Here is a 26,015-nt window from a genome sequence, read left to right as displayed (position 1 = left end):
ACGCCGACATGCGGACCCGCCGGGCCGCCCGTCCAATGGACGGATGAGCCGCAACAGCAGCCCGACCGGCCCCGGGCGCAAGGCCAGGAGCGCCGTCTCCGCCGTACTGATCACCCTCACCTGTCTGCTGGTGCCGGTGTCCCTGCTCACCGTATGGGTGCACGACATCGTCCTGGACACCGACCGGTACGTGGCGACCGTCGCCCCGCTGGCCTCCGACCCGGCGGTCGAGGCGGCCGCCGCCCACCGGATGGCCGAGGCGGCCGACGTCCGGGTGGACGGCCCGCAGGTCGCCGCGGACCTCGCGGCCTGGCTGGAGTCCCAGGGGCTGCCGCCACGGGCCGGCACCGCGCTCAAGGCCCTCGGACCGCAGCTGGACGAGGCCGTGGACCAGGCCGTCACCAAGGTGGCCACCCGGTTCGTCGAGAGCGACCGGTTCGCCTCGCTGTGGACCGCCGCCAACCGGGCCGCGCACGGTGCCGTGGTGCACGCCCTCACCGGCCGGGGCCGCGGCGCGGTCGGCGTCGACGGCGGGACGGTCACCCTGGACCTGGGCACCGCCGTCGACCGGATCAAGGGCGACCTGGTGGACGCCGGGCTGGCGCCCGCGGCCAGGATCCCCGAGGTGGACAAGCAGATGGTGCTGTTCCAGTCGGACGAGCTGGGCAGGATCCGCTCCGGGGCCCGGCTGCTGGACCGGCTCGGCGACTGGCTGCCGGTGCTCACCGTGCTGATCGGCGCGGCCGGGGTGCTGCTGGCCCGCCGGCGGCGCCGGGCCCTGGCCCGGACGGCCCTGGGCGCGGCGGCCGCCTGTCTGGTGCTGGCCGTCGGGCTGGCCGTCGCCCGCCGCTACTACCTCGACCACCTGCCCGCGCAGGTGCAGTCCCCGGCGGCGGCCGCGGCGGTGTTCGACACCCTGGTGCACTTCCTCAGGGCCGGTCTCCGGACCGCGCTGGTGCTGGGTCTGGTGGTGGCCGCCGGGGCCTGGCTGACGGGCCCGGGCCGGCTGCCCGCGGCCTTGCGGGGGACCACGGAGCGGGCCGCGGACTCGGTGGCCCGGCGGGGTGCCGCACACGGTCTGGACACCGGGCGGACCGGGATCTGGGTGGCGGCCCACCGGCAGCGGCTCACGGTGGCCGCCGTGCTGCTGGCCGCGGCGGTGTTCGCCTGGTGGAACCATCCGACGGTGCGGACGGTGCTGCTGCTGGCGGTGGTCCTGCTGGCCGTCCTGGCCGTACTGGCCCTGCTGGCGGCGGGCGGCCGGCGGAGCGCGGCCGGGTCCGGGCCCGCACCGGCGGCCGGTGGGGTCAGTCCCCCTCCGGAGGCCTGAGGCCCCCGGCCGTCGGCGCGGGCCCGAGGGCCTCGGGCGGCGGGGTGCCGAGCAGCCGGGCCGGCCAGGACTCCCGGGCGAGCACCTGGCCGAGGGCCAGGCCCAGGGTCACCACCACGAAGAAGCCGATCAGCCAGGACAGCAGCACGAACACCGAGCCGAGGCTGCCGAACTCCTCCAGGCCGCGCTGTACGGCCCCCGGCATGTAGAGCCGGGAGCCCCAGGTGAACAGCTGGGTGCCGAGGCCGACCAGCAGGGCGGCGGGCAGCAGCGGCAGCCAGGGCACCCGGCCGCCGAGCAGCAGGTGCTGGGTCCACCACCACAGCAGGGTGCTGGTGACCAGGGCGATCTCGGCGCCCAGGACCGGTCCGCTGCCGAACCCCTCCTGCACGGGGCCCTGGAAGAGCAGGGCGGCCAGCCACACCCCGAGCCAGGCCACCCAGCGCCAGGCCGCCACCCGCACCCCGGACCTGGGCAGGTGCCAGCAGCGTTCGCAGACCCGCTGGAGGGCCCGGCTGCAGGTGGTGGCGGACAGCAGGGTGATCACCGCCCCGGCCACCCCGGTGCTCGCCACGGCGGCGCCGCCGCCGTCCCCGTACACGCTGCCGCCGGCGTACACGCTGCGGACCTCGTCGAGGGTGTCGCTGGTCAGCCCGAGGGTGGTGCTGAGGGAGGAGATCAGCTGGTCGCGCATCCAGGCGGGGGCGAAGGCGCCGAACACGAAGATCGCCGGGAGGGCACCCAGGAAGGCCTGGGCGGCCAGCCGGGTGGCGCAGTCGAAGGTGTTGACGGCCGCGAGCTGGTCGATGACCCGGCCCAGGAAGGGGGTGTGCCGGCGGGCCCAGCCCGGTACCGCGAACCTGCGCGTCCGGAGGTCGAATCCGAGCACGGCGCGGACCCTCCTCCCACGGTTCCCGCGACCGGGTCTCCCGAGGGCCGCGGATGCCTGCCGGAGGACATGCCTCCCCCAGAAGGATGCGGGACCGGCCCGCGACCGGCACGTCAGGCGCGGGCCGCCACGGCCGGGGCCGGGCTCAGCGGGCCGTGGTGCGGGCGAAGGTGCGGCCGGCCAGGTCGACGGCGACCACCGTGCCGTCCTGGTCCCGGGTGAAGTAGCCGCGCTGCCCCTTGAGGCCGCCGCTGGTGACGATGTACTCGTCGCCGTCGCCCGGCAGCAGGCCGATCTCGGCCGGGGGGAAGTCCGGCGGGATCTCGGTGGTCGCCGTCGCCCGGATCTCCGGCTTGATCCGCACCTCCAGCTTCAGCCCGTCCGGCTCCTCGGTCAGCGCGAGGTCCAGCGCGTCGTTCTCGTACCGGCCGAGGAGCGCACCGGAGCGGGCCGGGTCGTGCGGTACGGGCTCGGGGTCGCGGTCGGTGAGCCCGAGCCGGGTGGCCAGGGCCCAGCGGACCACGGTCTGGTTGAAGGCGGTGCCGGCCGGTCCGGAGTTTGAGAGGACGGCCACCGCGAAGTTTCGTTCGGGGACGACCAGCAGTTCCGCGAACTGGCCGAGGCCGGAGCCGCCGTGGCCGAAGGCGCGGACCCCGTCCACCTCGCGCAGGAACCAGCCGATGCCGAGGGAGTCGCCGAGGGTGCTGGCGCGCAGCGCGACCGTGGGCTCCGCCATCCGGCGCAGCAGTTCGGCGGGCAGCACCCGGACCCCGTCCTCGGTGCGTCCGTCGCCGAGGTGGAACCGGCCCCAGCGGAGCAGGTCGGCGACCGAGGCGGCGGCTCCGCCGCCCGGGTTGTCCCCGCGGGAGGCCTTCCACAGCCGGGCGACGTCCAGGCGGCCGTCCTCGTCGGTGTTGTGCCCGACGGCGAACCTGCGGGTGATCACGTCGCCGAGGGAGAACAGGGTGCCGGTGAGCCCGAGCGGTTCCAGCAGCCGTTCGGTGACGGCCCGTTCGTAGGTCAGTCCGGTGACCTTCTCCACGATCCGGCCGGCCAGGTTGAAGCCGGCCTGGCTGTAGGAGGAGCGGGCGCCGGGTTCGCCGATGAGCGGGAGCTCGGCCATCCGGGCCACGAACCCGGCGAGGGCCCCGTCCCCCTCGCCGGTGTCGATCAGCAGGTTCCAGTCCAGCCCGGCGGTGTGGTTGAGCAGGTTGAGGACGGTGATCCGGGCGGCCGCCGCCTCGTCGGCGAGGACCAGCTCGGGGACGTAGCGGCGCACCGGGGCGTCGAGGTCGACCAGGCCTTCGGCGACCAGGTGCACCAGGGTGGTCGCCGTGTAGGTCTTGGTGATCGAGCCGATCTGGAAGAGGGTGCCCCGGTCGACGGGCAGCGGGTTCTCGACACTGGTCACGCCGTGGCAGCCGTACTCCTCCCGGCCGTCGGCCCAGATGCCGACGGCCGCTCCGGGTATGCCCGCTTCGGCGGCCGCGGCCCCGAGGAATTCCGACAGCACCGCATCCAGCATGGCCCGCCCCTGTCCGGTGAATTGCACTGCGTTCAATTGCACGCTACGCAGGACTTGAGCTAAGTGCAAGTCGGGTCCCGGACACCCTGTCCCGGCCGCCCGGGACAGGGCCGGGGGGCCTCCGGGCGGCGTGCGCGGGAGGGGTCAGCGGCGGGTGGCGGCGTCCAGGCGGGCCAGGGTCAGGGCGCCCGGGGACAGCGCCCGCTCCAGCGCGCGCCCGAGCTCCGGGTCCAGGCCGCCGAGCGCCTCGGCGGCCTCCTCGGCCGCGTCCGCGGCGATCTCCGCCGCCAGCTCCGCGGCCGGCGCGGCGGGGCCCAGTTTGCTCACCGCGGCGGCCGCCCGGGCCGGGGTCAGCAGGGCGGTGCCGTGGGCGAGCAGCCAGCCGGGCACCCCGGCCGCACCCCCGGGCGGGGCGGCCTGCGGGCGGGCGCCGGCATAGCGCTCGTCCTCGGCGAAGGCCGGCTGCTTGTACTTGGCCAGCGGACGGGCGGTGCCGCGGAAGGCGCCGGCCGGCTTCACCACCAGCCCCTCGGCCAGGTTGCCCGGCAGTTCGGGCAGCCCCAGCAGGGCGGGCACCGCGGTGGGGAACAGCTCGGGCAGTTCCCGGACCGCGGCCAGGGTGCCCCGGCCGAGCAGCGGCACGCAGTCCAGGCCGGCGGCGGCCGCCGCCTCCCGCAGGTCCCGGTCGGCGGCCCAGCAGGGCCCCGGGCCCGCGGCCTCCGCCACGGTGGCGTCGAAGGCCAGCCACACCAGGTCCGGGGCGTACCAGACGCCCGTCTGCACGGGTGCGGCCGCCGGGACGGCGGGCACCTCGGGGTGCGGGTAGCGGCCGCCGGCCAGTTCCCCGTACAGGGTGACCGCGGCCTCCGGCCCGGCCCCGTACCGCTCCCTCAGCTCCCGGGCGCAGCGGGCGGCGGCCACCGCCAGGGCGGGCCAGATCCGGCCGACCCCGAAGAACTCGTCCAGGCCGCTCTCGCCGAGGAGTTCGCGGCGTTTCGCCGGGCGGACCTCCGACGGGCCGCACAGCAGGGCGAAGTTGGCCCCGTGCACCTTCTCGTGCGCCACCCAGGTCCGGCCGGCGCCGGTGGTCTCGCCGAGCCGGCGGGCGGTCGGGATCTTCGGGTAGGGGGACCAGTCGGCAGCCTGCATCCGGCCATGCTAGACGCGCCGTCGGGGGCCGCGAGAGGGCGGGACGGTGGCCGAAAACAGCTGTTTCGGTCGGGGGTTCGACGTCGGTCCGGGCGGGTTGGGAACCGAACGGGGTGTTCGTGCCCTCATGATCGGTAAGCAAGTCCACACCGATCGACCCGAGGATTACACGTGCCCCTGTCGCCGCACCGACACCTGGCCGCCAGCGCCACCCTGCTCGCCCTGGTCGCCGGCCTCGCCCCGGCCGCCACCGCCCACGCCGCACCCGCGCCCGCTCCGGCGCCGGCCGCCCCGGCCACCACTCCGGCCGTGCCCGCCCCGGACCTGGAGGGTGTGCGCCGGGTGCTGGACAACACCCTGGCGCAGGGCGCGCCCGGTGCGATGGTCCGGATGACCGGCCCCGGCTGGGTGGAGTCCGAGACCGCGGGCGTCCGGGACCGGACCACCGGCGACCCGATGAACACCAAGGCCCGGTTCCGGATCGGCAGTGTCAGCAAGACCTTCTCCACCGTGGTGCTGCTGCAGCTGGTGGAGAAGGGCAAGGTGGAGCTGGACGCCCCGGTCAACCGCTACCTGCCGGGCCTGCTGCCGGACGACCGGATCACGGTCCGCCATCTGCTCACCCACCGCAGCGGGTTGGCCGACTACACGGACGCGATGTTCGCGCAGACCGTGCCCGGTTTCGAGGCCGTGCGGAACCGGGTGTTCTCCTACCAGGAGCTGGTCACGCTGTCGCTGGGCTACCCGCGGACCACCGAGCCGGGGGTGTCGTACAAGTACTCGAACACCAACTTCGTGGTGGTGGGGATGCTGATCGAGAAGGTCACCGGCAACCCGGTGGCCAAGGAGTACGAGCGCCGCATCTTCAAGCCGCTGCACCTGAAGAACACCTCGTACGTGCACCCCGACACCAAGATCAAGGGGCTGCACGCGCGGGGCTACCTGCACCCCGACGAGGCCGGCCTGCCGCTGGTGGACTCCACCGAGCAGACGGTCTCCTGGGCGCAGTCGGCGGGTGCGGTCATCTCGAACCCGGCCGATCTGAACACCTTCACCTCGGCGCTGCTGGGCGGCCGGCTGCTGTCCCCGCGGATGCTGGCGGAGATGACCACGGTGACCCCGACGGACGCCACCAACACCCGGTTCTACGGGCTGGGTCTGCGCCGCTACGACCTGTCCTGCGGGATCTCGGTGTACGGCCACACCGGCACCGTCCAGGGCTTCTACACCTACGCGTTCACCACCAAGGACGGCAAGCGCAGCCTGTCCGCGATGGCGAACACCTCCAACCGCGGGGTGGCCAACACGGCGCTCGGCGGGGTGCTGGAGCCGGCGTTCTGCGGGAAGCCGGCGGCCCCGAAGGCCGCGGGCCGGTCGACTGCCCCGGCACGCGGGTTCTCGGTGGCCCCGGCTGACGCGGACCTGCGCGAGAACGGCTGACGACAGCCGGTCAGGCGGTCGGCTTGACGGCGGTCGCGGTCGGCTTGACGGCGGCCGGGGCCGGGGTTCCGCCAGTGGCCGGGGTCCCGGCCTCCGGGCGGACTCCGGGCTCGGCCGGCACCTGCACCCCCTCGGACTTCTCGGGGGTGCAGGTGACCTCGTCGCGGGGGGTGTAGTGGGTCTTGAAGTTCTCCCGCTTCACCTCCGCGCCGCCCTGCTTGAAGATCCGGCCGACGGTGACGTCGAAGCCTTCGAGCGGGGTCTGGACCTCGCACTGCGCACCGCTGCCGGTCCGGGTGCCGGGCGGCACCTCCTTGGTGCGGGGGCCCTTGGTGGCCTCGATCTCGTACTTCTTGGTGCCGAGCAGGGTGATGGTCACCGAGTCGTTCCCGGCCTTGGCCTGGACGTAGACGGCGTGCCCGGAGTCGTTGAGCCAGCGCAGGTCGAGGGTGCCCCAGGCCACCGTGGCCTCGCGGCCCTCGGGGTAGCGCTCGATGTAGAACGAGTGGGCGCCGTACTCGACCGGCTTGAGGCCGGCGAAGAACATGGCGTTGAACATGGTGGTGGCCACGGCCGAGACGCCGCCTCCGGCGGACTTGGTGTACTGGCCGTTGTTGATCATGATGCCGTCGACGAAGCCGTTCTCCTTGGTCCGCTCCCCGACGGTCCGGTTGAAGCTCCACTCCTTGCCGGGGAGGACCAGCGAGCCGTCGATGAGCTCCGCGGCCCGTCCGATGTTGGTGATCCGGTAGGGGGCGGCCGGGAAGTTCACGGTGAAGGAGGACATCTCCTCCTTGATCCCCATCCGGGCCACGGATTCCCGGGTCAGCCGGGGCTGGACGGCCTCGGTGGCGACCGCTCCGGTACGGGCGGCGGGGCCGCTGCCGCTGAGCAGCGGCTGTACGGCGGCCTGGAGGGTCTTGGCGGTGACCTCGGCGCCGGCCCGGGCCTCGGCGGTGATCTGGACGCGTCCGGCGGCGTCGGTGCCGATCCGGGCGTCGCGGGCGCCGGGGGCGGCCTGCTCCAGCGGGCGGGCCACGGCGGGGTCGGCGAGCAGGCCCTTGGCGTCGAGGACCGGGACGAACCGCTTCGCGGCGTCGGGCTTGACGGCCAGGTGTTCGGCGAGGACGGCGGGGCCGATGGATATCCGGTGGCCGGCGAGGGTCAGGGTGACCGGGCCGGACATGGCCGGGCGGGCGATCTCCTTCAGGGCCCGGTCGGTCTCGGCGGCGCCCACGGCGGGGGCGGTGCTGCGGACCGGCAGGACCACGGGCTTCGCGGTGCCGGACCGCTCGTAGCCGGTGCGGAGCGCGGTGAGCGCCTGGTCCTTGACCAGGCTGGTTCCGGTGACCGGGGCCACGGCGGCGGCCTTGCCCCCGGTCAGGGTTATCGCTCCGTCGCGGACCTTGCGGTCGGTGGCGGTGGCCAGCGCGTCGAGGGCGGCACGGGCCTTGGTCTCGTCGGTGCGGACCACCGGCTCCACCGGGTGGTCCCCGCTGTCGAAGAGGCGGCCGAACACGGCGAGGGGGTCGGATCCGGTGCCGCCGGCGGCCCGCTCGACGGTGGCGGCGGTGTCCAGGGAGAGGCCGAGGTCGGCCGCGGGTATGCGCCGGGTGCGGTCCCCGACGGTCAGCGCGAGGGGGGCGGCGAAGGCCGGGGCCAGTCTGCGGTCCAGTTCGGCGCGGGCCTCTGCGCGGCTCATGCCGCCGATGTCCACGCCGCGGACCTGGGTGCCGGCGGCGATCTCGTCGCCGGTGATCAGCAGGCCGCTGAGGTAGAGGCCGCCCAGGCCCAGGGCCAGGGCCCCGCCGGTGGCCGGCAGGGCGGTCCGTCGGGCGAAGGACCTGCTGCGTGCGCGTGAGCGTGCCATATGTCGTGTCTCTCCTCTGACCCCCGGCCGATCGGTCTCCACCATGATTCACCAAAAAGGCTGAAAACGGACAGAAGTGTAATAGCTGTCACGGGTTCACCATCAGTCCGGCTTGGGGTTCCCATAAGTTCGGCTTATGGGGTCATAACAAGGAGGCGGGTACCGAGTTAGGATCGCCTAACTTAAGGTGATCACAGATCAGTCCACCGCTCGAAGGGAACCCTGACATGCCCCGCCCCCTCCGGGTAGCCATCGTCGGAGCCGGCCCGGCCGGCATCTACGCCGCCGACGCGCTCCTGAAGTCCGAGGCTGCCGCCGACCCCGGCGTATCGATCGACCTCTTCGAGAAGATGCCGGCGCCCTTCGGGCTGATCCGATACGGCGTGGCGCCCGACCACCCCCGCATCAAGGGCATCGTCACGGCCCTGCACCAGGTGCTCGACAAGCCGCAGGTGCGGCTCTTCGGGAACGTGGACTATCCGGGTGACATCAGCCTGGACGAGCTGCACGCCTTCTACGACGCGGTGATCTTCTCCACCGGCGCCAGCGCGGACCGGGCCCTGGACATCCCCGGCGCGGAGCTGGACGGCTCCTACGGCGCCGCGGACTTCGTCTCCTGGTACGACGGCCACCCCGACGTGCCGCGCACCTGGCCGCTGGAGGCCGAGAAGGTGGCCGTGCTGGGCGTCGGCAACGTCGCCCTGGACGTCGCCCGCATCCTGGCGAAGACCGCGGCCGAACTGCTGCCGACCGAGATCCCGGCCAACGTCCACGACGGCCTGGCCGCCAACCGCGCCCGGGAGATCCACGTCTTCGGCCGGCGCGGTCCCGCCCAGGCGAAGTTCAGCCCGATGGAGCTCCGCGAGCTGGACCACTCCCCCACCATCGAGGTCATCGTCAACCCCGAGGACATCGACTACGACGCCGGCTCGATCGACACCCGCCGCTCCAACAAGCAGGCGGACATGGTCGCCAAGACCCTGGAGAACTGGGCGATCCGGGACATCGGCGACCGGCCGCACAAGCTCTTCCTGCACTTCTTCGAGTCCCCCTCGGAGATACTCGGCGCGGACGGCCGGGTGACCGGCCTGCGCACCGAGCGCACCGAACTGGACGGCACCGGGAACGTGAAGGGCACCGGCGAGTTCCAGGACTGGGACGTCCAGGCCGTCTACCGGGCGGTGGGCTACCTCTCCGACGAACTGCCCAAGCTGCCTTGGGACATGGAGTCGGGCACCGTGCCGGACGAGGGCGGCCGGGTGATCGAGGGCGGCGTCCACCTGACCTCCACCTATGTCACCGGATGGATCCGGCGCGGCCCGATCGGCCTGATCGGCCACACCAAGGGGGACGCGAACGAGACCGTCGCCAACCTGCTGGACGACCACGCCAACGGCCGCCTCGGCGCCCCTTCCGCCGCGGCCCCGGAGGCCGTGGACGGCTTCCTCGCCGAGCGCGGCGTCCGGTACACCACCTGGGAGGGCTGGCACCGGCTGGACGAGGCCGAGAAGGCCCTCGGCGCCCCGCAGGGCCGGGAGCGCGTGAAGATCGTCGAGCGCGAGGAGATGCTCCGCGCCAGCGGCGCCTGACCCGGTCGCCGAAAGCCCGTCCTCCCGCGTTCACCCCGCGGGGAGGGCGGGCTTTCGCATGCCCGGAATCTGATGCTCCGGAGTCTGTTACTCCCGGTTACTTCGACTGTCGCGAAATGTTCGGCCCGTGGACATGTACCGGACGGCGGCCCGGCCGGACGGGCCGGGGAGCCTGGCGCGAACCCGTCCCCGATTTGGTGGTTTACCGGACCTCCGACCCCCCCGCCTGCCCGTTTCGAGCCGCCGGCCGGACCCCTCGGAGACCGGGGGGTCGGTATGGCCGATTCCGGGTTTCTGTCAGGCGACCCGTCAAGAAGGTGGTCGCCGCAGGCAACTCGCTTCTGACGAGACAGCGTTGACACGCTCCGTATCCGGTCGTTAACTTCACGGCGTCGTCGCCACACCAGGAGCACGAGGCTCCCCGGGACTAGCGACGCGGAGGACGCTCTCCGTTGACGACGTTGACCACAGCGACAACGACAGCGACAACCACTGCTACCGAACTCTTCGTAGTTCAGCCCTTCACCTCGCACTGCCAGGTGATCCACGCCGAGGGCGATCACGCCCTGATCGGCATCTCGCCCGGCAACAGCTACTTCTCGGCCCAGCGGGTCCTCGATCTCGGCCGCTGGGGGGCCGAGAACTTCCGCGAGGTCGACATCCTCTACACCGACCTGCACGTCGCGGAGATGTACGAGGCCTTCGGATACGACCCGATCGACGCCCAGCGCAAGGCCGTGAAGAACCTGCGCGGCGTGCGGGCGAAGGTGAACAACGCGGCGGACGCCCTCGATCCGGGTGACCGCCGGATCCGGGCCCGCGCGCTGTCCGAGTTCACCGACAACGAGGCCTACCGTGAGATCCACACCAGGATCCTCGAACTCCTCGACGCCGACCACGAGTTCCGGCGGATCTGCGAGGACCTCGCCAGCTACTTCCTGTCGACCAAGTCGAACGGCGCGCCGAGCACCCGGCGGCAGCGGGAAGTCTGCCTGAAGTACATCTGCGCCGAGGCCCCGCTGTTCCTGGACACCCCCGCCATCTTCGGGGTCCCGTCCTCGCTCAACTGCTACCACCAGCTGCTGCCCATGGCGGAGCTGCTCTACTCCCGAGGCGCCGGGCTGCGCGCCTCGCGCAACCAGGGCCACGCCATCATCACGCCCGCCGAAGGAGCCCCCGATGTCCGTTGAGACGCTGCCCGAGCCGCTGGTCGACTTCCCCTTCGACTGGCGCGGCGACCGGCTTCCGGCGGAGATCGAGGCGCTGCGCTCCGAGCCGGTGAAGAAGGTCCGGACGATAGCCGGCGACGAGGCCTGGCTGGTGTCCTCCTATCCGCTCTGCAAGCAGGTGCTGGACGATCCGAGGTTCAGCCTGAAGGACACCTCGGCCCCCGGGGTGCCCCGCCAGTACGCGCTGACGATCCCGCCCGAGGTCGTCAACAACATGGGCAACATCACCGGCGCCGGCCTGCGCAAGGCCGTGCTCAAGGCGATCAACCCCAAGTCCGACGGCCTGGTGGAGTGGATGCGCGAGCACGCCGCCGAACTCGTGGACTCGATCATCGCCACGGGTGCCCCGGCCGATCTGCGGGCGGCGTTCACCAACCCCTACTCGGAGGCCCTGCACTGCCGGATCCTCGGCATCCCCTTCGAGGACGCGCCCAGGCTGTCGGCCAGCCTGGACATCGCGTTCATGAACTCGGCCTGCCCCGTCACCGGTGCCAAGCTCAACTGGGACCGGGACATGGCCTACATGGTGGAGCGGCTGGACGACCCGGCCACCACCGGGCTGATGGCCGAGCTGGCCGCGCTGCGCGAGGACCCCGAGTACGCCCACCTGACCGACGAGATGCTCGCCACGGTCGGCGTGACCTTCTTCGGCGCCGGCGTGATCTCCACCATGGGGTTCCTGACCATGGCGGTGTTCGCGCTGATGCAGCACCCGGAGCTGCAGGCCGAACTGCTGGCCGACCGCTCGAAGGTGCCCGCCGCGGTGGACGAGCTGCTGCGCATCAACCTGTCCATCGCCGACGGCCTGCCCCGGCTGGCCACCGAGGACCTCCAGCTGGGCGATGTCCTGGTGAAGAAGGGCGAGTTGGTGCTGGTCCTGGTCGAGGGCGCCAACTTCGACCCGGAGGTCTTCGAGAACCCGGACAAGGTGGACCTGGAGCGCTCGAACAACGCGGCGCACCTGTCCTTCGGCGGCGGCGGGCACTACTGCCCGGCGACCGCGCTCGGCAAGAAGCACGCCGAGATCGCCCTGGAGACCCTGCTGGACCGGATGCCGGAGCTGCGGCTCGCGGTGCCGGTGGACCAGCTGGTGTGGCGGACCCGCTTCATGAAGCGGATCCCCGAGCGGCTGCCGGTGATGTGGTAGTCCGGCAGCCGGGTCAGCCCAGCAGGGCGTAGACCGTGGAGGCCTTCGCGGCCGGCTCCTCCGCCCCGTCCGGTGTGAGGGTGACGTCCGCGAAGGCCATCCGCTTGCCCAGCTTGGTGATCCGTACGTCGATCAGCAGATCGGCGCCGGCCACCGGGCGCTGGAAGCTGGTGGACTGCTGCACGGTGGTCATCGGCCCGTAGCCGCCGCGCGCCGCCGAGATCGCGATCACGGTGGCGGTGTCGGCGGCGGCCATCATGGCCTGGCCGGACAGGCCCCCGCCGTCCCGGGCGAGCCGGTCCGACCAGGGCAGCCGGAGCACCGCGTGCAGCGGTCCGGTCTCCACCACGGACAGTCCCAGGTCCAGGACCCAGGGGGCGAAGTTGTCGGCGAGGATCAGGTCGGCGTCTGCGGGTGCGAGGGTCACCCGCCGATTGTGGCGGCCCGCACCGGACCGCCACAACACCCCGGTCGCCAGGACCCTCCCGGACGGCCTACAGCGCGGCGGCCAGTTCGGTGCCCTGGCGGATGGCCCGCTTGGCGTCCAGTTCGGCGGCCACGTCCGCGCCGCCGATCAGATGGGCGCTGACCCCGGCCGCGCGCAGCTCCTCGTACAGGTCGCGGCGCGGCTCCTGGCCGGTGCACAGCACCACGGTGTCGACGGGCAGCAGCCGGGCCTCGCCGTCCACGGTGAGGTGCAGGCCCTGCTCGTCGATCCGGTCGTACGAGGCCCCGGCGACGGTGGTGACCCCGCGGTGCTTGAGCTCGGCCCGGTGGATCCAGCCGGTGGTGGTGCCGAGCCCGGCGCCGACCTTGGTGGTCTTGCGCTGGAGCAGGTGGACCTGGCGGGGGGACGCGGGGCGGGCGGGGGGCGTGAGGCCGCCCGGGTGGGCGTAGCCGGTGTCCACGCCCCAGTGCCGGAAGTACACCTCGGGGTCCTGGGCGGCGCCCTCCCCGCTGTCGGTGAGGTATTCGGCGACGTCGAAGCCGATGCCGCCGGCCCCGAGGACGGCGACCCGCTCGCCGACCGGGGCGCCGTCCCGGAGCACGTCGAGGTAGCTGACCACGTGGGGGCCGTCCACCCCTTCGATGTCGGGGATCCGCGGGGTGACCCCGGTGGCGACGACCACCTCGTCGTAGCCGGTCAGGGCCGCCACGTCGGCCCGGGTGCCGAGCCGGACCTCGATGCCCTCGTGCGCGGCGAGCTGCGAGCCGAAGTAGCGGATGGTCTCCTCGAACTCCTCCTTGCCGGGGATCCGGCGGGCGATGTCGAGCTGGCCGCCGATCCGGTCGGAGGCCTCGAAGAGGGTGACGGTGTGGCCGCGTTCGGCGGCGGCCACGGCGCAGGAGAGGCCGGCCGGACCGGCCCCGACCACGGCGACCCGCTTGACCGTGCGGGTGGGGGCGAGGACCAGTTCGGTCTCGTGGCAGGCGCGCGGGTTGACCAGGCAGCTGGTGATCTTGCCGCTGAAGGTGTGGTCCAGGCAGGCCTGGTTGCAGCCGATGCAGGTGTTGATGGTGTCGGAGGCTCCGGCCCGGGCCTTGTTGACGAACTCCGCGTCGGCGAGGAAGGGGCGGGCCAGGGACACCAGGTCGGCCCGGCCGTCGGCGAGCAGTTCCTCGGCGACCTCGGGGGTGTTGACCCGGTTGCCGGTGACCAGCGGGACGCTGACGGCGCCCATCAGCTTCTTGGTGACCCAGGTGTAGGCGCCGCGCGGCACCGAGGTGGCGATGGTGGGGATGCGGGCCTCGTGCCAGCCGATGCCGGTGTTGATGATGGTGGCGCCGGCCGCCTCGATCTCCTTGGCGAGCCGCACCACCTCCTCGAAGGTGGAGCCGCCGGGGACCAGGTCGAGCATGGACAGCCGGTAGACGAGGATGAAGTCGCGGCCGACGGCCTCCCGGGTGCGGCGGACGATCTCCAGCGGGAAGCGCATCCGGTTCTCGTAGGAGCCGCCCCACTCGTCGGTGCGCCGGTTGGTGGCCGCGGCGATGAACTCGTTGATGAGGTAGCCCTCGGAGCCCATGATCTCGACGCCGTCGTAGCCGGCGAGGCGGGCCAGCCGGGCGGCCCGGACGAACTCCTCGACGGTCTGCTCGACCTGTTCGCCGGTGAGCTCGTTCGGTACGAAGGGGCTGATCGGCGCTTGCAGCGCGGAGGGGGCGACCAGGTCCTTGTGGTAGGCGTAGCGGCCGAAGTGGAGGATCTGGAGGGCGATCTTCCCGCCCTCGGCGTGCACCGCCTCGGTGATCACCCGGTGTTCGGCGGCCTCCTCCTCGGTGGTGAGCCGGGAGCCGCCCTCGAAGGGCCGGCCGGCGTCGTTGGGGGCGATGCCGCCGGTGACGATCAGGCCGGCGCCGCCGCGGGCCCGCTCGGCGTAGAAGGCGGCGAGCCGCTCGAACCCGCCCTGGTGCTCCTCCAGGCCGGTGTGCATGGAACCCATGATCACCCGGTTGGGCAGGGTGGTGAAGCCGAGGTCGAGCGGGCTCAGCAGGTGCGGGTACGGGCTGCTCGCGGGGGTCACGGGGGGCACCGGGGTCATCGGGGGTCTCCTCACACGGGTGTGTTGACCCTGTTCTAGCGAGACCCCTCCGGTTTTGCAACTAAGTGCATAATCCTGGCCGCCCCCTGTGGCGGACCTCACGGCGACCGGTACCGCCCCTACAGCCGGTACCGCACCTTCTCGGCGAGCTTCCCGTCCTTGAAGCAGAACCGGAAGACATCGTCCTCGTCCCCGCCGGACAGGTACCAGGAACAGCTGGTCCCGGCCGGTTCGGGCGGGCCGCCGTCCTTCAGGCCCGCCTCCAGGAAGGTCTTCTCCGAGGGCAGGGCCTCCCGGACGGCGGCCTCCGGCCCGCCGACCACCGCCGACTCGTAGACCGAGGGGTCGATGAGCGTCCGCTCGGCCACCTCCATCAGCTTCCCCAGCCCGAACACCCCCGCGACCAGCAGTCCGATCCCCAGGACCAGTGCCGCTCCACAGCCGATCAGGCACCCCTTGCGCGCAGCCACGCCCATCCCCTCCGTCCGGTCGCCCGGCACCGCGCCGGACGGATCCGACTTTGGCGAACAGGACGAACCGGGCGCCGTACTCCAAAGTCGCCGCCCGCCGCGACGATCGTCGCGGCGCCCCCGGCGGCGGCCGTCGCGGCGGGTCAGAGGCCGGCGGGGTCCGTGTTCGCCCCGCAGAGCACCACCGCGGTCCGCCCGCCGGGCTCCGCCGGCACCAGGTCCAGGGCCGCCAGGGCGGTGGCCGCGGCGGCCTCGACCACCAGGCGGTGCTCCTGCCACAGCGCCCGGCGGGCCGCGGTGATCGCCTCCTCCGGCACCAGGACCGAGGTCACCCCGGGCCGCTGTGCGGCGCGCAGCGCGTCGGCGGACACCCGGGTGGCGCCCAGGGAGTCGGCGGCCACCGAGTCCACCGGGACGTCGACCGGCCGGCCGGCCGCCAGCGCCGCGTTCAGGGCGCGGCAGTTCTCCGGTTCGGCGGCCAGCACCCGAACCCCGTGCGGGAGGGCGGCGGTGGCCAGCCCGGCGAAGAGCCCGCCGCCGCCCACCGCGACGACCAGGGTGTCCAGCCCCGGCAGTCCGGCGCGGATCTCCTCGAAGAGGGTGCCGGCCCCGGCGGAGACCAGCGGGTGGTCGTAGGCGTGGCTGGCCAGGGCTCCGCTGTGCCGGGCGAACTCCTCGCAGGCGGCGAGGGCTTCGGCGTACCGGTCGCCGGTCAGCCGGACCTCGGCACCGTAGCCCCGCAGCCGTTCCACCTTGACCGCCGGGGCGGTGGCCGGGAGGAACACGGTGGCCGGGATCCCGTGGGCGCGGGCCGCCCAGGCGCAGGCGAGGCCCGCGTTGCCGCCGGAGGCGATGGTGACGCCCGCCCCGGGCAGCGGTCCGCGCTCGGCGTGCGCGGCGAGGAAGTTGTACGCCCCGCGCGCCTTGAAGGAGCCGGTGTGCTGGAGGTGCTCCAGCGCGTAGCCGACCCCGGCCCGGGCGGGGGCCACGGTGACCGGGCGGACGTGTCCGGCGATCCGGGCGGCGGCGGCGCGCACCGCGGCCCCGTCGAGCTGCTCTTCCATGCGGGTGGGCCTTCCGGTCAGGACGCGGGGCGGGCCGCGTCGATCAGCTGGCGCAGGGCGCCGTAGTAGACCTGGTGGTCGGTGAGGACGGGCAGCAGGGCGGGAACGTCGGCGGTGAGGGCCGGGAACCCGTCCGGGTCGAGGGCGGCCAGCGCGGTCCGGGAGGCGGCGACGGCACCCACCGGGTCGCGGTGGTCGACGAAGGCGGCGCTGCCGAGGGTGAGCAGGTAGAGCCGCCGGTAGACGGTCATCGCCTCGGCCGGGGAGAAGCCCGCGGCGAGGCTGTCGGCCATCTGCGGTTCCACCAGCCGGGCCAGCAGCCGGCGGCCCATCCAGGGGCGGCCGCCGCGCAGGGCGGGCAGTCCGGGGTGGGCGGTGAGCAGCCGGTAGAGGGCGCTGAACCGCAGTTCGGTGGCCTCGGCCCAGCCGGTTCCGGCGGGCACCTCGGGGATCCGCGCGGCCAGGTGCTCGGTGCAGAGGTCGAGCAGTCCGGCCAGATCGGTGCAGCGGCGCTGGACGGTGGCGTGCGAGACCCCGAGCCGGTCGGCGAGGGTGCGGAAGCTGAGCGCCGCCGGGCCCTCCTCGTCGATCAGGCGCAGGGCGGCGGCCGCGATGGCCTCAGGGGTGGCGCGGTCCAGGGCGGCGGATCTCCTCGGCATGAGATACACCGTAACATACGTCGTATCTACTCGTTCGTGTGACAGGAGCCGCCGCCTAACCGGTGGTTCGCCGCCCCCGCCCGCCGACGCGCGTTGACAGCGGGTGATCGCCTGGCTGCACTGGGCTCACGTCAGTCCGTCAAGCGTCAAGGAGATCCGGTGCCGTCTCGCCTGCGCGCGCTCCCCGGCAGCCTCACCGCCGCCGCCCTGCTCGCCGTGTCCCTGGCCGCCGCCCCCGCGGCGGCCGATCCCACCGCGACCTCGGACACCCCGCTCGCCCTCACCCCGCCCATGGGCTGGAACAACTGGGCGCACTACATGTGCGACATCGACGAGCGGAAGGTGGTCGCCAACGCCGACGCGCTGGTCTCCACCGGACTGGCCGCCAAGGGCTACGACACGGTCACCGTGGACGACTGCTGGATGACCCGGAGCCGGGACGCGGCGGGCAACCTGGTGGTGGACCCGGTCAAGTTCCCCCGCGGGATGGCCTGGCTGGGCGAGTACCTGCACGCCCGCGGCCTGAAGTTCGGCATCTACCAGGACGCCGGCTTCCTCACCTGCGAGCGCTACCCGGGCAGCGGCACCCCGGAGGGCGGCGGCGCCGACCACTTCGACCGGGACGCCCGGCAGTTCGCCGGCTGGAAGGTCGACTACGTCAAGATGGACGGCTGCAACATGTGGGTGCCGCCCGGGACGACGAAGGAGCAGGCCTACAAGGAGGCCTACCATTCGGTGGCCCGCGCCCTGAAGGCCAGCGGCCGGGACATGGTTCTCTCCGTCTCCGCCCCGGCCTACTTCCAGGTCGGCGAATGGGGCGGCTCCGACTGGCACAAGGTGATCGGCTGGGCCGGGAAGACCGGCCAGCTGTGGCGGGAGGGCCGGGACATCAAGGTCTACAACCCGGCCGCCCCGGCCACCTCCCGCTGGAGCTCGGTCCTCGGGAACTACGGCTACAACCGCTGGCTCGCCCGCCACTCCGGCCCCGGCAACTGGAACGACCCGGACTTCCTGATCGCGGGCGCCCCCGGCCTCACCGCCGAGGAGAGCCGCAGCCAGGTCGCCCTCTGGGCGATGATGGCCGCCCCCTTCATCCTCTCCTCCGAGGTGGCGGAGATCAGCCCGGAGGGCCTTGCCGCCCTCGGCAACGAGGCCCTGATCGCCCTGGACCAGGACCCGCTGGGCCGGCAGGGCTCCGTGGTCTCCGCCAACGGCACCCTGGACGTCCTGGCCAGGCCGCTGGCCGGCGGCCACCGCGCCGTATCGGTGCTCAACCGGTCCGGCACCGCCCGCCGGGTCTCGGTCCCGCTCACCGACGTGGGACTGCACTCCTGCGCCGTGGACGCCACCGACCTGTGGACCGGCCGCACCGCACGGGTCTCCGACGCCCTCACCGCCGAGGTGCCCGCCCACGGCACCGCGATCTGGCGGCTCGCCCCGCGCGGCTGCGCCGCCCCGGTGCCCACCGGGCAGATCACCGGACAGGGGGTCGCCTGCGCCGACGGGCAGAACACCACCGCGGTCGGCGCGCTGGTGCTGTCCGCCTGCACCGGCGGCGCCGACCAGCGCTGGACCCTCGGCCACGACCGGACCCTGCGGCTGCTCGGCGACTGCCTGACGGCCCGCCCCGGCGGGGAGGCCGTCCTCGCGGACTGCACCCGGTCGGGCACCGGGCAGCGCTGGACCCACCGCCGGGACGGCTCCCTGGTCGAGAACCGCGGCGGACTCTGCCTGGACGCGCCGGCCGCCGCGCCCGCGCCGGAGCCCGCGCCCCGGCTGCGGCTGATGCCCTGCGGGGACCACGCCATCAACCAGACCTGGGCACTGCCGGTCTGACCCGGCCCCGCACCCACACCCACACCACGGGTACCACCCGCACCACCGGTACCGAACATCCGTCCGGGAATCACCCGGGCGGAGGAATCGGCGGGAACGGGCGGGCGGCGGCGGGCCGGTCCGCACATCATCAGGGGCGGTCCCGGGCACAGGCCCCCGGGGCCGCCTTCGGCGTGCCTGAGGACTCCACGCCGCCGTGCAGCCCGAAGGGAGCGCACCCGTATGCCCGACACCGGCCCCGCCCCGGACCCCGAACCGGACACCCCGCCGGAGCGGCCCGCCGCCTCGCCGTTCACCGAGCGGGTGGCGGAGCTGCGCAAGCGCCGCGTCAGGACGCCACCGGGACCGGCCGGACCGGCAGGGACTCCACACTGTTGCCGATGAAGCTGGGCTGGTGGCGGAGCTCCGCCTCCGGGACGGCCGGTTCGAGGTCCGGGAAGCGGGCGAACAGCTGCTCCAGGGCGATCGTGGCCTCCAGCCGGGCCAGCGGGGCCCCCACGCAGTAGTGGGCCCCGTGGCCGAAGGACAGGTTCCGGGCCGTGGTGGGCCGGGTGAGGTCGAACCGGCCGGCCTCCGGACCGTACGCCTCCGGGTCCCGGCCGGCCGCGGTGTAGGCGGCCAGCACGGGGGTGCCGCGCGGGATGACGGTGCCGGCGATCTCCAGGTCCCGGGTGGGGTAGCGGAACGGGAACCAGCTGATCGGCCCGTCCCAGCGGAGGGTCTCGTCCACCACGTCCTGCCAGCCCGCCTTGCCGGAGCGGACCAGCGCCAGCTGGTCCGGGTGGGCGCACAGGGCACGGACCGCGTTGGTGATCAGATTGAGGGTGGTCTCATGGCCCGCCACCAGCATCAGCCGCATGGTGCCGATGAGTTCGGCCTCGCTGAGCCGGTCCCCGTCGCTCTCCCGGGCGGCGATCAGGGCACTGGTGAGGTCCTCCCCCGGATCCGCGGCCCGGGCCGCGGCGACGGTGCCCATCAGCTCCACCAGTTCCCGGACGGCCGCCATCTTCTCGGCGGGGCCGGTGCCTGTGTCCACGATCACCGTCCGGGACAGCGCGTGCAGCCTGCCCCGGTGCTCGGGGTCCACCCCGAGGAGTTCGCAGATCACGCTCAGCGGGAGCGGCAGCGCGAAGTGCTCCCGCAGGTCCGCGGCCCCGTCCGGGGAACCCGCCGCGGCCTCGGCCAGATCGTCGAGGAACCCGGCGGACAGGGCCTCGATCCGCGGCCGCAGCCGTTCCACCTGCCGGGCGGTGAACGCGTTGCCGACCAGGGCGCGCAGCCTCCGGTGGTCCGCGCCGTCGGCGGTGTGCATGCCCCGGGAGTTGGTGAACACCCGCAGCGGCCAGCCGGGGGCGATCCGGCCCTCCGCCAGATCGGCGAAGTGCCGGGTGTCCTTGGCCACGTCGGGGTGGGCGAGGAACTCCCGGAGCGCCTCGTGCCCGAGGACCACCGCGCCGGGCACCCCGCCGGGCAGCACCACCTCGGCGACCGGTGCGGTGCCGCGCAGCCGGGAGTCCAGGGCGTGCGGGCAGCCGCCCGCCGGGTCGATCGGGTGCGGTGCCGATTCATCCGTCATTCCCGCAACAGTGCGGGGGGAGAGGGTGGTTGGGCAACCCCTAGACTCCCCGCATGGACGACGTCTGGAAGACCATCGCCGGCCTGGCCGGGACCTTCGAGGCCCGGGACTCCGGGCGCGGGGTCACCGCGGAGGAGCAGTGGACCCTCCAGGTCCTGAAGATCGGCGAGGAGTTCGGCGAGGCGGCACAGGCCGTGATCGGGGTGCGCGGCACCAACCCGCGCAAGGGCACCTCGCACACCTGGGAGGACGTCCACGACGAGGTGGCCGACACGGCGATCACCGCGCTGGTGGCGCTGAGCCGGATGCGCCCCGACGACGCCCCCGCCTACTTCGCCCGGCAGCTCGCCCTGAAGGCGGAGCGGTTCCGGCCCGCGGAGCCCGGCCCGGCGTAGGCTCGCCGTATGCCTGGATCACTGCAGGGGAAGGTGGCCCTCGTGGCCGGGGGGACCCGGGGCGCGGGTCGCGGGACCGCCGTCATGCTGGGCGCGGAGGGCGCGACCGTGTACGTCACGGGGCGCAGCGGCCGCGGGGCCCGTTCGGAGTACGACCGGCCGGAGACGGTGGAGGAGACCGCCGAGCTGGTGACGGCGGCGGGCGGACTCGGCGTCCCGGTGGTGTGCGACCACCTGGAGCCGGAGCGGGTGAAGGCCCTGGTGGCCCGGATCGACGCCGAGCAGGGCCGGCTGGACGTGCTGGTGAACGACATCTGGGGCGGCGAGACGCTTTTCGAGTGGGACAGCACGGTGTGGGAGCACGATCTGGACAAGGGGTTGCGGCTGCTCCGGCTCGGGGTGGAGACCCATGCCGTGACCAGCCATTTCGCCCTGCCGCTGCTGCTGCGCACGCCGGGCGGGCTGGTGGTGGAGATGACGGACGGCACCGAGGAGTACAACCGGGGGACCTACCGGGTGTCGTTCTTCTACGACCTGGCCAAGTCCTCGGTGCTGCGGATGGCGTTCGCGCTGGGCCACGAGCTGGGCCCGCGCGGGGCCACGGCGGTGGCCCTGACCCCTGGCTGGCTGCGGTCGGAGATGATGCTGGAGCACTTCGGGGTGACCGAGGCGAACTGGCGGGACGCCGTGGCCCGGGTCCCGCACTTCGCGATCTCCGAGACCCCGTCGTACGTGGGCCGGGCGGTGGCGGCGCTGGCCGCCGACCCGGAGGTGGCCCGCTGGAACGGCCGCTCGCTGTCGAGCGGCGGGCTGGCCCTGGAGTACGGGTTCACCGATCTGGACGGCAGCCGCCCGGACTGCTGGCGCTACATGGTGGAGGTCCAGGACCGCGGCCTGCCGGCCGACACCACCGGCTACCGCTGACCGCCGGGCGGGCACCGCCGACCGCCGGGCGGCCTATGCCGGGCGGCCCGCGGTGAGGTGTTCCAGACCGGCCAGGACACAGCGGAGGCCGAACTCCCACACGGCCGCCGGGTCGTAGGCGCCGACCGTGCTGCCCACCCGGTGGGCCAGCGGATAGCGGTCCGACTCCAGCATCGGGGTCAGCACCGGCTCGGCGGCGGCCCACCACTCGTCGTCGGACTGCCGGGCGTTGTGCGCGGCGGCGTCGGCGGCCGCCAGGGCCATGGACTGGACGAAGGCCAGCAGATGGCTGAGGGCGGCGTCCATCTCGGCGTCGGTGAGCCCGATGCCCTCGAAGGCGGCCAGCTCCTCCTCGTACTTGGCGATCACCCCGGGGCCCAGCGGCAGGCGGGTCAGCGACAGTTCGGCGATCCACGGGTGCCGGCCGAACAGCTCCCGGTTGTCCTCGGCGACCGCGGTCACCCGGTCCTGCCAGCGGGCGTCCGCCGGGACCGGCCGGCGCTCCATCTCCCCGTAGGCCCGGTCGAGCATCAGGTCGAGGAGTTCGGCCTTGCCGGGGACGTAGGTGTAGGGGGTCATGGGGGTGACCCCGAGCTCGGCGGCCAGCGAGCGCATGGTGAGGGCGGCCAGTCCGGAGCGGTCGGCCAGGGCGGTGGCCGCGCCGACCACGGCGTCCACGCTGAGGCCCTGGCGGGGTCCCCGGCGGCCCTCCGGCGGCGGGGCCCCGGGCTCGCGCCACAGCAGCTCCAGCGTCCGGACGGTGTCGCCGGCTCCGCTCCGGTCCTTGGCCATGGGCCACCCTCGCCATCCCCGCACTCGCGGCAGAATTACCTTGTACTGTGTATAGAGTACAGCGTACAAAGTAACTCCGCCGCAGAAGGAGCTCCGTGAACACGCACCCCGCAGACGGCCACCAGGTCATCCAGGTCCGGGGCGCCCGCGAGAACAACCTCGCGGACGTCTCCGTCGACATACCCAAGCGCCGGCTGACCGTCTTCACCGGGGTCTCCGGGTCCGGAAAGTCCTCGCTGGTCTTCGGCACCATCGCGGCCGAGTCCCAGCGGATGATCAACGAGACCTACACGGCGTTCGTCCAGTCCTTCATGCCGAGCCTGGGCCGGCCGGACGTGGACGCCCTGCACAACCTGAGCGCCGCGATCATCGTGGACCAGGAGCGGATGGGCGCCAACTCCCGCTCCACCGTGGGCACCGCCACCGACGCCTCCACCATGCTGCGGATCCTGTTCAGCCGGCTGGGCACCCCGCACGTGGGCACCTCCTCCGTGTTCAGCTTCAACACCCCGGACGGCATGTGCCCGCGCTGCGAGGGCATGGGCCAGGTCTCCGACATCGCCCTGGACCAGCTGGTCGACCGTGAACTCTCCCTGAACGAGGGGGCGATCACCGCGCCCGGATTCGCCGTGGACACCTGGTACTGGCAGATCATGGCCAACTCCGGTTTCTACGACCCGGACAAGAAGCTGAAGGAGTTCACCGAGCAGGAGTGGGCGGACTTCCTGCACAAGCCCTCGGTGAAGGTGAAGGTCGGCTCCAACAACTTCACGTACGAGGGCCTGATCACCAAGATCCAGCGGACCTACCTCTCCAAGGACCGCGAGTCCATGCAGTCCCACATCCGGGCCTTCGTGGACCGCGCCGTGGTCTTCACCGACTGCCCCGACTGCGGCGGCACCCGGCTCGGACCGGCCGCGCTCTCCTCCCGTATCGACGGACTGAACATCGCCGAGTGCTCGGCGATGCAGATCTCCGACCTCGCCGACTTCGTCCGGGGGATCACCGACCCGGGCGTGGCCCCGGTGCTGGCCGGGCTGCGCGGGCTGCTGGAGTCCCTGGAGGAGATCGGCCTGGGATACCTCAGCCTGGACCGGCCCGCCGGCACCCTGTCCGGCGGCGAGGCCCAGCGGGTCAAGATGGTCCGGCACCTCGGCTCCTCGCTCACCGACGTCACCTACGTCTTCGACGAGCCCACCGCCGGCCTGCACCCGCACGACATCCAGCGGATGAACGACCTGCTGCTGCGGCTCCGGGACAAGGGCAACACGGTGCTGGTGGTCGAGCACAAGCCGGAGGTCATCGCGATCGCCGACCACGTGGTGGACCTGGGTCCGGGCGCCGGCACCGCCGGAGGGCGGATCTGCTACTCGGGGGACCTCGCCGGGCTGCACGCCTCCGACACCCTCACCGGCCGCCACCTCGGCCACCGGACCCGGCTGCGCGAGCGGGTCCGCACCCCGCGCGGACACCTCTCCGTCCAGGGCGCCGACCTGCACAACCTCAAGGACGTCAGCGTGGACGTCCCGCTCGGGGTGCTGACGGTGGTCACCGGGGTGGCGGGCTCCGGCAAGAGCTCCCTGATCCACGGCTACCTGTCCGGCCGGGACGGGGTGGTGGTGGCCGACCAGTCCCCGATCCGCGGTTCGCGCCGCTCCAACCCGGCCACCTACACCGGTCTGCTGGGCCCGGTCCGGACCGCCTTCGCCAAGGCCAACGGGGTCAAGGCGGCCCTGTTCAGCGCCAATTCGGAAGGCGCCTGCCCGCACTGCAACGGCCTCGGGCTGGTCTACACCGACCTCGCGATGATGGCCGGGGTGGCCTCGGTCTGCGAGGAGTGCGAGGGCCGCCGGTTCACCCCGGAGGTGCTGACCTACCTGCTGCGCGGCAAGAACATCAGCGAGGTCCTGGACATGCCGATGGCGGAGGCGCTCGACTTCTTCCCGACCGGGCAGGCCCACGCGATCCTGGGCCGGCTCAACGACGTGGGCCTGTCCTACCTCCGGCTGGGCCAGCCGCTCAACACCCTGTCGGGCGGCGAGCGGCAGCGCCTCAAGCTGGCCATCAGCATGGCCGAGAAGTCCGCGACCTACATCCTGGACGAGCCGACCACCGGCCTCCACATGGCCGACGTGGACAAGCTGCTGGCCCTGCTGGACCGGCTGGTGGACGCCGGGAACTCGGTGATCGTGATCGAGCACCACCAGGCGGTGATGGCACACGCCGACTGGCTGATCGACATCGGCCCGGGCGGCGGCCACTCGGGCGGGCGGGTGGTGTTCGAGGGCACCCCGGCCGCCCTGGTCGCCGAGGCCGACACCCTCACCGCGCAGCACCTGCGGAAGTACGTGGGCGGCTGACCGGCCGGCGCCCGCCCGGGGAACCGGCCGGCGCCGGGCCGGGTGCGGGTCAGCCGGGCGTGTGCGTCGGACCGCCGCCGAACACGCCCGGCTCCCCCGGCCCGCCCGGGGCGAGGAAACCGGCCACGAACGCCCCGTCCACCCCCGACAGCTCCGGCGGGGACCAGCGCGGACTGCGGTCCTTGTCGATCACCTGCGCGCGGATGCCCTCCACCAGGTCCGGCAGCCGGGTCAGCGCCCGGCAGGACACCCGGAACTCCTGCTCCAGGACCTCCTCCAGACCGCCCAGCGAGCGGGCCCGGCGCAGCGACGCCAGGGTGATCTTCAGGGCGGAGGGGGACCTGGTCAGCAGGGTCTCGGCGGCCTCCTTGGCAGCCGGGTCCCCGTGTGCGGACAGCCGGTCGGCGATCTCCTCCACCGTGTCCGCGGAGCAGCAGGGGTCGACCCACTCCCGGGCCCCGGCCAGGACCCCCTCGGGAGCCGGCCCGGCGCAGCGGGCCACCGCCGCCGCCGGGTCCGTACCGGCCGCCAGCGCGGCCGTCAGCTCCGGCAGCCGGGCCGAGGGCACGAAGTGGTCCGCCAGCCCGCACAGGATGGCGTCGGCCGGTCCGACGGGCGTCCCGGTGAGCGCCAGCAGGGTGCCCAGTCCGCCCGGGGCCCGGGACAGCAGGAAGGTGCCGCCGACGTCCGGGACGAACCCGATGCCGGTCTCGGGCATGGCCACCCGGGACCGCTCGGTGACGATCCGGATCCGGCCGTGGGCCGACACCCCGACCCCGCCGCCCATCACGATCCCGTCCATCAGGGCGATGTACGGCTTGGGGTAGCGGGCGATCCGCGCGTTCAGCCGGTACTCGTCCCGCCAGAAGCCGACGCTGCCGGTGCCACCGCCCGCCGCGTCCCGGTGGATGGCCCGGATGTCCCCGCCCGCGCACAGCCCCCGCTCCCCCGCCCCGGTGATCAGCACCTGGGCGATGCCGGGGTCCCGTTCCCAGGCGTCCAGGGCCCCGGCGATCCGCAGCACCATGGCGTGGGTCAGCGCGTTGAGGGCGGCCGGCCGGTTGAGGGTGATCCGGCCGGTGCGCCCGACCCGGTCGAGGAGCACCTCCCCGTCCGCCGCGCCCGCCGCGGAGTCCCTGCCGTACGCACCGTCCGCGCCGTCCGCTGCCGCGTCCATGCCCCGCGCTCCCTCCGTCGGTCCCACCGGTCCGTTCCGCCCCGACCCTAC

21 protein-coding genes are annotated in these 26,015 nt (G+C 73.4%); 9 read left to right on the top strand and 12 right to left on the bottom strand.

Annotated elements, in window-relative coordinates:
- Positions 1-43: 43 nt before the first annotated feature.
- The gene (locus ACZ50K_RS11425) at positions 44-1,330 is read left to right on the top strand and encodes a hypothetical protein (protein ID WP_468900716.1); all 1,287 of its coding nucleotides are present in this window, start codon (positions 44-46) and stop codon (positions 1,328-1,330) included.
- Here the strand turns inward: ACZ50K_RS11425 and ACZ50K_RS11420 are convergent.
- The 3 genes from ACZ50K_RS11420 to ACZ50K_RS11410 form a co-directional block, all read right to left on the bottom strand.
- Positions 1,308-2,219, bottom strand: coding sequence for a YhjD/YihY/BrkB family envelope integrity protein (locus ACZ50K_RS11420; RefSeq protein WP_468900713.1), 912 nt, complete (start codon positions 2,217-2,219; stop codon positions 1,308-1,310). The genes ACZ50K_RS11425 and ACZ50K_RS11420 overlap by 23 nt on opposite strands.
- A 145-nt stretch (positions 2,220-2,364) precedes the next feature.
- Positions 2,365-3,744 (bottom strand): serine hydrolase domain-containing protein, encoded by a 1,380-nt coding sequence (locus ACZ50K_RS11415; RefSeq protein ID WP_468900712.1) that lies wholly within the window; start codon positions 3,742-3,744, stop codon positions 2,365-2,367.
- A 144-nt stretch (positions 3,745-3,888) separates the two neighbouring features.
- Positions 3,889-4,893 carry an RNA ligase family protein gene (locus ACZ50K_RS11410; protein ID WP_468900709.1) on the bottom strand — a complete coding sequence of 335 codons (1,005 nt, stop codon included), beginning with the start codon at positions 4,891-4,893 and terminating at the stop codon, positions 3,889-3,891.
- Positions 4,894-5,064: 171 nt separating this feature from the next.
- Between ACZ50K_RS11410 and ACZ50K_RS11405 the strand changes: the two genes are divergently transcribed.
- Positions 5,065-6,333, top strand: coding sequence for a serine hydrolase domain-containing protein (locus ACZ50K_RS11405; RefSeq protein WP_468900707.1), 1,269 nt, complete (start codon positions 5,065-5,067; stop codon positions 6,331-6,333).
- 10 nt (positions 6,334-6,343) lie between these two features.
- Here ACZ50K_RS11405 and ACZ50K_RS11400 read toward each other — a convergent pair whose 3' ends face one another.
- Positions 6,344-8,203: a VanW family protein gene (locus ACZ50K_RS11400; RefSeq protein WP_468900704.1), complete on the bottom strand. Its 1,860-nt coding sequence runs from the start codon at positions 8,201-8,203 to the stop codon at positions 6,344-6,346.
- A gap of 227 nt (positions 8,204-8,430) precedes the next feature.
- On the opposite strand from ACZ50K_RS11400, the gene ACZ50K_RS11395 reads away from it, so the two are divergent.
- From ACZ50K_RS11395 to ACZ50K_RS11385, 3 genes are all read left to right on the top strand, one after another.
- Complete coding sequence (locus tag ACZ50K_RS11395) at positions 8,431-9,792, top strand: FAD-dependent oxidoreductase (RefSeq protein ID WP_468900701.1); 1,362 nt, start codon at positions 8,431-8,433, stop codon at positions 9,790-9,792.
- Positions 9,793-10,253: 461 nt separating this feature from the next.
- Positions 10,254-10,982 (top strand): cyclodityrosine synthase, encoded by a 729-nt coding sequence (locus ACZ50K_RS11390; protein ID WP_468900698.1) that lies wholly within the window; start codon positions 10,254-10,256, stop codon positions 10,980-10,982.
- Positions 10,972-12,168, top strand: a complete 1,197-nt coding sequence (locus tag ACZ50K_RS11385) for a cytochrome P450 (RefSeq protein ID WP_468900697.1) — start codon at positions 10,972-10,974, stop codon at positions 12,166-12,168. The genes ACZ50K_RS11390 and ACZ50K_RS11385 overlap by 11 nt, the downstream gene beginning before the upstream one ends.
- Positions 12,169-12,181: 13 nt before the next feature.
- On the opposite strand, the gene ACZ50K_RS11380 is transcribed toward ACZ50K_RS11385, so the two are convergent.
- From ACZ50K_RS11380 to ACZ50K_RS11360, 5 genes are all read right to left on the bottom strand, one after another.
- Complete coding sequence (locus ACZ50K_RS11380; RefSeq protein ID WP_468900694.1) at positions 12,182-12,595, bottom strand: PaaI family thioesterase; 414 nt, start codon at positions 12,593-12,595, stop codon at positions 12,182-12,184.
- Positions 12,596-12,662: 67 nt separating this feature from the next.
- On the bottom strand, positions 12,663-14,711 hold the full coding sequence (locus ACZ50K_RS11375) for an FAD-dependent oxidoreductase (protein WP_468900692.1): 2,049 nt from the start codon (positions 14,709-14,711) through the stop codon (positions 12,663-12,665).
- 119 nt (positions 14,712-14,830) lie between these two features.
- Entirely contained in the window at positions 14,831-15,181 is a 351-nt protein-coding gene (locus ACZ50K_RS11370; RefSeq protein WP_468900690.1) for a hypothetical protein, read from the bottom strand.
- 143 nt (positions 15,182-15,324) lie between these two features.
- The gene (locus tag ACZ50K_RS11365) at positions 15,325-16,245 is read right to left on the bottom strand and encodes a serine/threonine dehydratase (RefSeq protein WP_468900687.1); all 921 of its coding nucleotides are present in this window, start codon (positions 16,243-16,245) and stop codon (positions 15,325-15,327) included.
- Positions 16,246-16,262: 17 nt separating this feature from the next.
- Positions 16,263-16,904 carry a TetR/AcrR family transcriptional regulator gene (locus ACZ50K_RS11360; protein WP_468900685.1) on the bottom strand — a complete coding sequence of 214 codons (642 nt, stop codon included), beginning with the start codon at positions 16,902-16,904 and terminating at the stop codon, positions 16,263-16,265.
- 159 nt (positions 16,905-17,063) lie between these two features.
- Here ACZ50K_RS11360 and ACZ50K_RS11355 point away from each other — a divergent pair, with 159 nt between their 5' ends.
- Positions 17,064-18,740 carry a ricin-type beta-trefoil lectin domain protein gene (locus ACZ50K_RS11355; RefSeq protein ID WP_468900683.1) on the top strand — a complete coding sequence of 559 codons (1,677 nt, stop codon included), beginning with the start codon at positions 17,064-17,066 and terminating at the stop codon, positions 18,738-18,740.
- 328 nt (positions 18,741-19,068) lie between these two features.
- On the opposite strand, the gene ACZ50K_RS11350 is transcribed toward ACZ50K_RS11355, so the two are convergent.
- Positions 19,069-20,316 (bottom strand): cytochrome P450 family protein, encoded by a 1,248-nt coding sequence (locus ACZ50K_RS11350; protein WP_468900681.1) that lies wholly within the window; start codon positions 20,314-20,316, stop codon positions 19,069-19,071.
- A 53-nt stretch (positions 20,317-20,369) separates the two neighbouring features.
- Here ACZ50K_RS11350 and ACZ50K_RS11345 point away from each other — a divergent pair, with 53 nt between their 5' ends.
- Both ACZ50K_RS11345 and ACZ50K_RS11340 read left to right on the top strand, forming a co-directional pair.
- Positions 20,370-20,711 (top strand): MazG-like family protein, encoded by a 342-nt coding sequence (locus ACZ50K_RS11345; RefSeq protein WP_468900678.1) that lies wholly within the window; start codon positions 20,370-20,372, stop codon positions 20,709-20,711.
- Between the two features lie 9 nt (positions 20,712-20,720).
- The gene (locus ACZ50K_RS11340) at positions 20,721-21,635 is read left to right on the top strand and encodes an SDR family oxidoreductase (RefSeq protein ID WP_468900675.1); all 915 of its coding nucleotides are present in this window, start codon (positions 20,721-20,723) and stop codon (positions 21,633-21,635) included.
- A gap of 33 nt (positions 21,636-21,668) precedes the next feature.
- On the opposite strand, the gene ACZ50K_RS11335 is transcribed toward ACZ50K_RS11340, so the two are convergent.
- Complete coding sequence (locus tag ACZ50K_RS11335; protein ID WP_468900672.1) at positions 21,669-22,427, bottom strand: TetR/AcrR family transcriptional regulator; 759 nt, start codon at positions 22,425-22,427, stop codon at positions 21,669-21,671.
- 95 nt (positions 22,428-22,522) lie between these two features.
- On the opposite strand from ACZ50K_RS11335, the gene ACZ50K_RS11330 reads away from it, so the two are divergent.
- Positions 22,523-24,787, top strand: coding sequence for an ATP-binding cassette domain-containing protein (locus ACZ50K_RS11330; protein ID WP_468900669.1), 2,265 nt, complete (start codon positions 22,523-22,525; stop codon positions 24,785-24,787).
- A 49-nt stretch (positions 24,788-24,836) separates the two neighbouring features.
- Here ACZ50K_RS11330 and ACZ50K_RS11325 read toward each other — a convergent pair whose 3' ends face one another.
- Entirely contained in the window at positions 24,837-25,964 is a 1,128-nt protein-coding gene (locus tag ACZ50K_RS11325) for an enoyl-CoA hydratase/isomerase family protein (RefSeq protein ID WP_468900667.1), read from the bottom strand.
- Between the last annotated feature and the right edge of the window lie 51 nt (positions 25,965-26,015).

This window comes from Streptomyces sp. NPDC033845, assembly GCF_055576225.1.
The sequence above is the reverse complement of the archived record's forward strand: the minus strand, read 5'-3'. Positions and strand labels throughout refer to the sequence as shown.

Bases quoted from the DNA above. Each gene is read 5' to 3' on its own strand.
- ACZ50K_RS11425 (WP_468900716.1), top strand. From the start codon at position 44: ATGAGCCGCAACAGCAGCCCGACCGGCCCCGGGCGCAAGGCCAGGAGC.
- ACZ50K_RS11415 (WP_468900712.1), bottom strand. From the start codon at position 3,744: ATGCTGGATGCGGTGCTGTCGGAATTCCTCGGGGCCGCGGCCGCCGAA.
- ACZ50K_RS11410 (WP_468900709.1), bottom strand. From the start codon at position 4,893: ATGCAGGCTGCCGACTGGTCCCCCTACCCGAAGATCCCGACCGCCCGC.
- ACZ50K_RS11400 (WP_468900704.1), bottom strand. From the start codon at position 8,203: ATGGCACGCTCACGCGCACGCAGCAGGTCCTTCGCCCGACGGACCGCC.
- ACZ50K_RS11395 (WP_468900701.1), top strand. From the start codon at position 8,431: ATGCCCCGCCCCCTCCGGGTAGCCATCGTCGGAGCCGGCCCGGCCGGC.
- ACZ50K_RS11385 (WP_468900697.1), top strand. From the start codon at position 10,972: ATGTCCGTTGAGACGCTGCCCGAGCCGCTGGTCGACTTCCCCTTCGAC.
- ACZ50K_RS11375 (WP_468900692.1), bottom strand. From the start codon at position 14,711: ATGACCCCGGTGCCCCCCGTGACCCCCGCGAGCAGCCCGTACCCGCAC.
- ACZ50K_RS11365 (WP_468900687.1), bottom strand. From the start codon at position 16,245: ATGGAAGAGCAGCTCGACGGGGCCGCGGTGCGCGCCGCCGCCGCCCGG.
- ACZ50K_RS11360 (WP_468900685.1), bottom strand. From the start codon at position 16,904: ATGCCGAGGAGATCCGCCGCCCTGGACCGCGCCACCCCTGAGGCCATC.
- ACZ50K_RS11350 (WP_468900681.1), bottom strand. From the start codon at position 20,316: ATGACGGATGAATCGGCACCGCACCCGATCGACCCGGCGGGCGGCTGC.
- ACZ50K_RS11345 (WP_468900678.1), top strand. From the start codon at position 20,370: ATGGACGACGTCTGGAAGACCATCGCCGGCCTGGCCGGGACCTTCGAG.
- ACZ50K_RS11340 (WP_468900675.1), top strand. From the start codon at position 20,721: ATGCCTGGATCACTGCAGGGGAAGGTGGCCCTCGTGGCCGGGGGGACC.
- ACZ50K_RS11335 (WP_468900672.1), bottom strand. From the start codon at position 22,427: ATGGCCAAGGACCGGAGCGGAGCCGGCGACACCGTCCGGACGCTGGAG.
- ACZ50K_RS11325 (WP_468900667.1), bottom strand. From the start codon at position 25,964: ATGGACGCGGCAGCGGACGGCGCGGACGGTGCGTACGGCAGGGACTCC.